Below are 7,839 nucleotides of genomic sequence, written 5' to 3'. Positions count from 1 at the left end.
CAGCGAGTTACTCTGTAGTGCGAGGTTAAGCGTAAGTGTAGCCGTAGCGAAAGCGAGTCTGAATAGGGCGACCAGTACTGCGGAGTAGACCCGAAGCCGGGTGATCTATCCATGAGCAGGCTGAAGCTTGAGTAAAATCAAGTGGAGGGCCGAACCAGTATCAGTTGAAAATGATTTGGATGACTTGTGGATAGGGGTGAAAGGCCAATCAAACCCGGTGATAGCTGGTTCTCCCCGAAATATATTGAGGTATAGCCTCGGGAATGAATCTTGCGGAGGTAGAGCACTGACAGGGCTAGGGGCCTTACCAGGTTACCAACCCCTATCAAACTCCGAATGCCGTAAGATGTTGCCCGGGAGTCAGGCTGTGGGTGCGAAGGTCCATGGCCAAAAGGGAAACAGCCCAGATCGACAGCTAAGGTCTCTAAATCAATGCTAAGTGGGAAAGGTGGTGGAGTTGCTGATACATCCAGGAGGTTGGCTTAGAAGCAGCCATCCTTTAAAGAAAGCGTAATAGCTCACTGGCCTAGCGATTCTGCGCCGAAAATGTAACGGGGCTAAGCATTGTACCGAAGCTTCGGGTTCGTAGTTAATCTACGAGCGGTAGGGGAGCGTTCTCAGATGGGATGAAGGGATACCGTGAGGTATCCTGGACTAATGAGAAGTGAATATGCTGGCATGAGTAACGATAAAATAGGTGAAAAACCTATTCGCCGTAAGCCCGAGGTTTCCTGGGTAAAGTTAATCTTCCCAGGGTAAGTCGGCCCCTAAGGCGAGGCTGAAAAGCGTAGCTGATGGGAAACAGGTTAATATTCCTGTACCTGTATGAGTGTGCGATGGAGGGACGCAGGAGGATAGACGATCCGGGTGTTGGATATCCCGGTGCAAGCGTGTAGGCTTGAGGATCAGGCAAATCCGATCTTCTTTATGCCGAGACGTGATGCCGAGTCATTACTCGACGGAAGTCGTTGATTCCATGCTGCCAAGAAAAGCTTCTAAGTTTAGCTCATGCAGACCGTACCGCAAACCAACACAGGTGGGCGGGTCGAGCAGACCAAGGCGCTTGAGAGAACTCTGGTTAAGGAATTCGGCAAAATGACCCCGTAAGTTCGCAATAAGGGGTGCTCCCGAATGTGATCGGATTTACTTTGTGAGCATTCAGGAGCCGCAGAGAATCGGGGGGGGCGACTGTTTACTAAAAACATAGGTCTCTGCTAAGTCGTAAGACGATGTATAGGGACTGACGCCTGCCCGGTGCTGGAAGGTTAAGGGGTGGAGTTAGACTTCGGTCAAAGCTCTAAACCGAAGCCCCAGTAAACGGCGGCCGTAACTATAACGGTCCTAAGGTAGCGAAATTCCTTGTCGGGTAAGTTCCGACCTGCACGAATGGCGTAACGATCTCCCCACTGTCTCAACCAGAGACTCAGTGAAATTGAACTTCCAGTGAAAATGCTGGATACCCGCGGAAGGACGGAAAGACCCTGTGCACCTTTACTATAGCTTGACATTGGTATTTGGTTTATCATGTGTAGGATAGGTGGGAGACTTTGAAGCGTGCTCGCTAGTGTGCGTGGAGTTACCCTTGAAATACCACCCTTGATGATCTAGGTATCTAATCCATTGCCGTTATCCGGTGTGGAGACAGTGTCTGGTGGGTAGTTTGACTGGGGCGGTCGCCTCCCAAAATGTAACGGAGGCTTGCAAAGGTTCCCTCAGGCTGATTGGAAACCAGCCGTCGAGTGCAAAGGCATAAGGGAGCTTGACTGTGAGACAGACATGTCGAGCAGGAACGAAAGTTGGTCTTAGTGATCCGGTGGTTCCGAATGGAAGGGCCATCGCTCATAGGATAAAAGGTACGCCGGGGATAACAGGCTGATCGCGTCCAAGAGTTCACATCGACGACGCGGTTTGGCACCTCGATGTCGGCTCATCACATCCTGGGGCTGAAGCAGGTCCCAAGGGTACGGCTGTTCGCCGTTTAAAGTGGTACGCGAGCTGGGTTTAAAACGTCGTGAGACAGTTTGGTCCCTATCCTCCGTGGGCGTAGGAGAATTGAAGAAGGGTTGCCCCTAGTACGAGAGGACCGGGGTGAACGAACCTCTGGTGTTTCAGTTGTGGCGCCAGCCGCATTGCTGAGTAGCTACGTTCGGAATGGATAACCGCTGAAAGCATCTAAGCGGGAAGCCAGCTTCAAGATAAGTTCTCCCTGGACTTCGGTCCCTGAAGATCCCTTGTAGACTACAAGGTTGATAGGCCGGATGTGTAATCGCAGCAATGCGTTTAGCTAACCGGTACTAATAGATCGTGCGGCTTATTGAACATCAAAAGGAATTCTCTCTTCCCCCTATTGACTATATATTTTGCCTTGGTGCCCAAAGAGGAGAGGGTACACCCGATTCCATTCCGAACTCGGTAGTTAAGCTCTCCTTCGCCGATGATACTGCAGACTTATCTGTGGGAAAGTAGGTCGGCGCCAAGGCTTTTTTTTCAGAAAGGCCCCTCATGCGAGGGGCCTTTCTGCGTTTGGGGGACCGGAATGCCCCGGCCTGCGGTCTCACTGATTGATCCTGCTACAGAGTTGTGGACAGCAAAAAACATGACCCAAGGATTCAGGTGACGCAGTCCATGCTTGGCGGAATGGTCGTTGCCGGAATGGCGTACGACACGCCGTATCATGAATGCTCGGCTGTTTCCTCGGCTGGAATGGCGTGAGCGTTCGCAGAATTCTTTGAGAGTGGCAGACCACATCCCATCACAAAAATGCATATTAACTGGTGAATATCGTCGGTTTGTAATATTGAATCCTCTAAGCATGCAAAAGCCTTATCCGTTTTGGCGGGTTCCGGAGGTTTCAGTGATTTTGTGCCGCATCAAACCGATTTTTTGCAGTTTTGTTCTGGTGGTCGTTCTTGGTGCAAACGCTTCTTTGGCAAAAGAGCGTCTTGTCGTGGCCATCGATAGCCAGTACGCCCCCATGTCGTTTGTTGCTCCGAATGGAGAGCCTGAAGGAATACTGGTGGAGCTGTGGCGATTGTGGTCCGAACAGACCGGAGTCGAAGTCGATTTCGTTTACGGCACCTGGGAACAGACGTTGGAGATGGTGCGGTCCGGAAAGGCTGATGTTCATTCCGGATTGTTCAGGAATTCTTTGCGGGCAGAATGGCTTTCCTTTTCCGATGCCCTGTATTCCGTGAAAAGTGCATTTCATCAGAGAACGCATGCTGCGGTTCCGGACCAGGATGCACCGCAGAACAGCAAGATCGGGGCTGTTGCCGGAACCTATCAATATGATTTTCTGGAAGCCAACTACGCAAAATCGCGGATAGTCGCATATGCAGACCACGATGCGTTGCTTACGGCTCTTGTTTCCGCCGAAATAGGTGTTGCCTTTGACGAAGTCCCCACCATTGCCCGAGGCTTGGCACGATATGGTTGGCAAGGGCTTGTTTCGAGGGTTGCTTCCCGGGAAATCTCGAATACCGTGCATGCTGCCGTGCTCAAGGAGCGGAAGCCTCTCCTCAGGAAAATCAATGAGGGGTTTCGCTGTCTGGATTCAATGTGTCTGGCAGCCCTTGATGAACGATGGACCACCAATCCGGCCGACCGTTACTACCAGCGCGCTGAGTCGAGTGCCAAAGGGGCGCTGAACCGGGAGGAACAACAGTTCATTCAGGAGCATCCTTTCATCTCATTGACCTCGACGCCGGATTGGCCACCTTTTGAAATGCATATGGCAGATGGCTCCTACGCAGGAATTGCCGCCGACTTCATCCGTCTGGCTGCCCGCAAGGTCGGTCTTGAAATCAATCCTGTTTTCGACACCGACTGGGGAGCGCACATGGAGAAACTCAAGGCGGGAAAGCTTGATGTTGCTCCGGGATTGAATGAAACCGCCAAGCGGCGAGAGCATTTCATTTTCACGAAACCGTATATCGAGTACTACTCGGCAATATTCACGAAAGCAGACAGAGAGGATATTGAAAAGGTCGAAGATCTTGCCGGGAAGACGGTTGCATTGGAAGACGGCTATGCAATTGCACGAAATCTTCCAAATGATCGCCCCGAGATCAACATGCTGCTTGTGAAAACAACGCAGGAAGCTCTGGAAGCCGTCTCTGCCGGCAAGGCTGACGCATATATCGGCAACCAGGTTGTGGCATCCTACCTGATCAAGAAGTTCACCCTGCCGAATCTGAAACTTGTCAGTCTTTGGCGGACGGATCTTCCTGGCATGCTGCGTTTCGCAGTCGCCAAGGACAATCCGATCCTCAAGGGAATTCTGCAAAAGGGGCTGGATGCGATCACAAGGCAGGAAAAGGAAGGGATTCTTTCGACATATCTGGATGCCTCCGGGTTCAAGCAGAAGATATTTTCACTGTCGAAAGCTCAGTGGGAATGGTTGAAGGCTCATCCCAGGCTTGTCCTTGGGGTGGATACGCAAAGCGCGCCTTTCGAGTTCATGGATGAAGACGGCGAATACAAGGGAATCTCGTTCGAGTACACACGTTTTATCGAGGACAAGCTCAAAATTGGCATGGAGCCTGCCAAAGGTTTGAACTGGGGAGAAGTGCTTCAGTATGCCAAGGAGGGAAGAATAGATGTCCTTACCTCGGTTGTGCGTACCCCGGAAAGGGAGAAGTATCTGCATTTTACGGAGCCATACATCTCGTTTCCCGTCGTTGTTTATTCTGCCAAGGAAGCTCCCTTGATCGGAGGAATCCACGATGTGCTCAAAGGAAGAATGGCCGTGGTGCAGGGCTATGCCACGCAGGAGTTTCTGCAGACCGATTTCCCGGATGTGCAGTTGACTCTCTACCCGACGGTTCAGGAGGCGATACGTGCCCTCTCTCTTGGAGAAGTGGACTGGTTCATCAATGATCTGGCTACAGGGGGTTATGCCATCGAGCACTCAGGGGTGACCAATCTCAAGGTGGCAGCATCGACCGACTATGCAATGTCACTGTCCATGGCCGTACGCAAGGATTACCCCGAACTGGTGGAGATACTGGACAAGGCCCTGAGCGTGGTGTCGGATGAAGAGGCAGCCGAATTCAAGGGGAAGTGGCTGGCGTTGACGTTCGAACACGGTTTGGACATGCGGACGGTTCTTTGCTGGGTGCTGCCGATTTCCGGGGCCGTCCTGCTGATTGTCGGGGGGAATAGTCCTGTGGAACAGAAGGATGGGACGTGAAATCTCGGAACGAAAGAAGGCTCAAGCCGAACTGGCCGAGACCCTCTCGTCCCTGGACGAAAAGAACCAGACACTGGAAGGGCTTTCCTCGAAATTGTCGAAGTATCTGTCTCCGCAGGTGTATGATTCCATATTCATGGGAAATCGGGATGTGGCTCTGACAACCGAACGGAAAAAACTGACAGTCTTTTTTTCTGACATAAAGGATTTCACGCAGACCACTGATGACATGCAGCCGGAAGACCTGACAGCACTGCTGAACAGCTATTTTTCCGAAATGTCGGCCATTGCCCTGAAGTACGGGGCAACCATCGACAAGTTCATTGGTGATGCCATGCTCATGTTTTTCGGTGATCCCGAGACAAAGGGAATCAGGGAGGACGCCATCCTTTGTGTTCGCATGGCGATCGCCATGCAGGAACGCATGGAGCTGCTCGAAAGGAAGTGGCATCGCATGGGATATGACAAGCCGTTCAAGATGCGGATCGGCATCAATACTGGCTACTGCAATGTCGGAAATTTCGGGTCCGAGGCCCGCATGGACTACACCATAATCGGTGGAGAAGTGAATCTTGCCGCCCGTCTTGAGGGGCAGGCGGATCCCGGTGGGGTGCTCGTTTCCTCGGAAACGTATTCGCTGGTTCAGGACATCGTGAAAGCCGAGGAGCGGGAAGGAATTTCCGTCAAGGGCATCAGGCGGACCATTCGCCCTTATGCCATTTCCGGGTTGCGAAACGAGACCTGCCAACGTTCTGACAGGATTGTTTCCTATTCGCAAAAAGGGGTTGAGCTCCTGGTCGAACTTGACAAGCTGGCACCTGAGGAAAGGACGTCCCTTTCGACCCGATTGCGGAGTCTGGCCAGGGAGCTTGAAAACTGAACCGAAGCCAATCCTCCATATCCCCCATGCCTTGGGTAGGGCCGAATTCGGTTGACAGATATGAAATCTTCCTGCAAGACTTGATAACACGCGCATGCAAGCTGGCCGGGCAGAACTCCTGTGGGATTGATCTGCCCGGTGGTTTTATATGTGCGACAGTATTCGGTAGGCGGCTCGCCCGCGGCAGCGGGATCTGAGCCTCAAGAAAAATTCAGCATATGAGAGCATACAAGGGGTTGGGTCCGTCCCCAATCCCTGTTTCGCATTTGGGCGCGTGGGTACTGCGCCGATATTACGCAGGAGGCTATGCAACATGGATAGGATTCCCATTTCCGTTCAGGGGTATGAAAAGGTCAGGGCCGAGTTGGCCGAACTCAAGAAGCAGCGGCCCGAGGTCATCAAGGCCATTGCCGAAGCTCGTGAGGAAGGCGATCTCAAGGAGAACGCAGGATATCACGCGGCTCGTGAGCGTCAGGGCTGGATCGAGGCCAAGATCGGCCAGATCGAATCCCGGCTTCCCCTGTTCGACGTCATCGACCTTGCTTCCCTTGGCGGAGACATGGTGACCTTTGGTGCCACGGTCGAGCTTGAGGATCTGGATACTGACGAAACCAAGGTCTACACTCTGCTTGGTCCGGACGAGGCCGACTTTGCCAACGGCAGCATTTCCATCCTTTCCCCGGTGGGCAAGGCGCTGCTCGGCAAGGAAGTCGGCGATGAGATCGTTGTGGATGCGCCTCGTGGCCGTATCGAATACGAAATCATGGACATCACCTTCAAGCGCTAGCAGGGCCGGATTCGGCGCATTGCCGAACGGTTTTTTCAAGGCGGAACACATGTTCCGCCTTTTTTTGTGCTCATTGTCTTTTCGCTTCTTTTGACTTTCCGGGGGGGCTTGCGTATCCGGGATCAAGCTGGGTGGTTTGTGCCCGGCCAAAATGCATCCCCGGGAGGCAGCATGTTCACCCGCGCCATTGTCCGTCGGCCTTCGCCCGAGATGATTCACGGCATATCCACTGCCCGGCTCGGCCTGCCGGACCCGGGCCTTGCCCTGAAGCAGCACGACGCCTATGTCCGGGCTCTGGAAGGGGGCGGTCTGATCGTGGACGTGCTGGACCCGGAGCCGGGGTTTCCCGACGGGTGTTTTGTGGAGGATGTCGCAGTCGTGTGCGAAGGCGTGGCCATCGTCGGTTCGCTCGGAGCTCTGGCCAGACGAGGGGAACAGGAAACCGTTGCCCCTGCATTGGCCCGGTTCCGTCCGATAGCGCACGTGGAACCGCCCGCCACCTTTGAGGGCGGCGATGTCCTGCGAATGGGAAATCTGTTTTTCATCGGTTTGTCCACGCGGACCAATCCTGCCGGGGCCCGATCCCTTGCCGCGATTCTGCGTTCCCACGGCCATGAAGTCCGGATCGTGGACTGTGACATCGGGCTGCACCTCAAGACAGACGTGAATCCTGTGGGCGAAGACGTGCTGCTGGTTTCGCCGTATTTCGACCTGCTCCCGGAATTCGCCGATTTCAGACGCATTGTGGTGGAGGATGATGAAGCCCATGCGCGCAACTCGCTTTGGGTGAACGGAACGATTTTCACTCCAACTGGATTTCCCCGGACCCGGGAAAAGCTCGAAAGGCTGGGCATGCCGGTCATGACGCTGGATGTGTCCGAGTTTCGCAAGCTTGATGGCGGCCTGACGTGTCTGTCGTTGCGGTTTTAGGTGAAAAGGGACAGGCATTATGCGATAAAAGGAAAATCGGTGGCTGCGGCA

Annotated in this window: 4 protein-coding genes and 2 rRNA genes (1 of these 6 only partly in view); all 6 read left to right on the top strand. The window is 53.5% G+C overall.

Annotated elements, in window-relative coordinates:
- A 23S ribosomal RNA gene (locus tag MPN23_RS10815) occupies positions 1 to 2,319 on the top strand; it begins 623 nt to the left of the window's first position.
- Between the two features lie 45 nt (positions 2,320 to 2,364).
- Positions 2,365 to 2,479 (top strand): 5S ribosomal RNA (gene rrf / locus MPN23_RS10810).
- A gap of 150 nt (positions 2,480 to 2,629) precedes the next feature.
- The gene (locus MPN23_RS10805) at positions 2,630 to 5,191 is read left to right on the top strand and encodes a transporter substrate-binding domain-containing protein (protein ID WP_243544210.1); all 2,562 of its coding nucleotides are present in this window, start codon (positions 2,630 to 2,632) and stop codon (positions 5,189 to 5,191) included.
- Entirely contained in the window at positions 5,181 to 6,071 is an 891-nt protein-coding gene (locus tag MPN23_RS10800) for an adenylate/guanylate cyclase domain-containing protein (RefSeq protein WP_243544209.1), read from the top strand. Before MPN23_RS10805 ends, MPN23_RS10800 begins: the two co-directional genes overlap by 11 nt.
- Before the next feature lie 313 nt (positions 6,072 to 6,384).
- Entirely contained in the window at positions 6,385 to 6,858 is a 474-nt protein-coding gene (gene greA, locus MPN23_RS10795; protein WP_243544208.1) for a transcription elongation factor GreA, read from the top strand.
- 171 nt (positions 6,859 to 7,029) lie between these two features.
- Positions 7,030 to 7,788, top strand: a complete 759-nt coding sequence (locus MPN23_RS10790; protein WP_243544207.1) for a dimethylarginine dimethylaminohydrolase family protein — start codon at positions 7,030 to 7,032, stop codon at positions 7,786 to 7,788.
- Positions 7,789 to 7,839 lie beyond the last annotated feature (51 nt).

It is taken from the genome of Pseudodesulfovibrio tunisiensis, from assembly GCF_022809775.1.
Lineage (GTDB): Bacteria > Desulfobacterota > Desulfovibrionia > Desulfovibrionales > Desulfovibrionaceae > Pseudodesulfovibrio > Pseudodesulfovibrio tunisiensis.
Note: the sequence above shows the minus strand (reverse complement) of the source record. Positions and strands in the feature narration are given on the sequence as shown.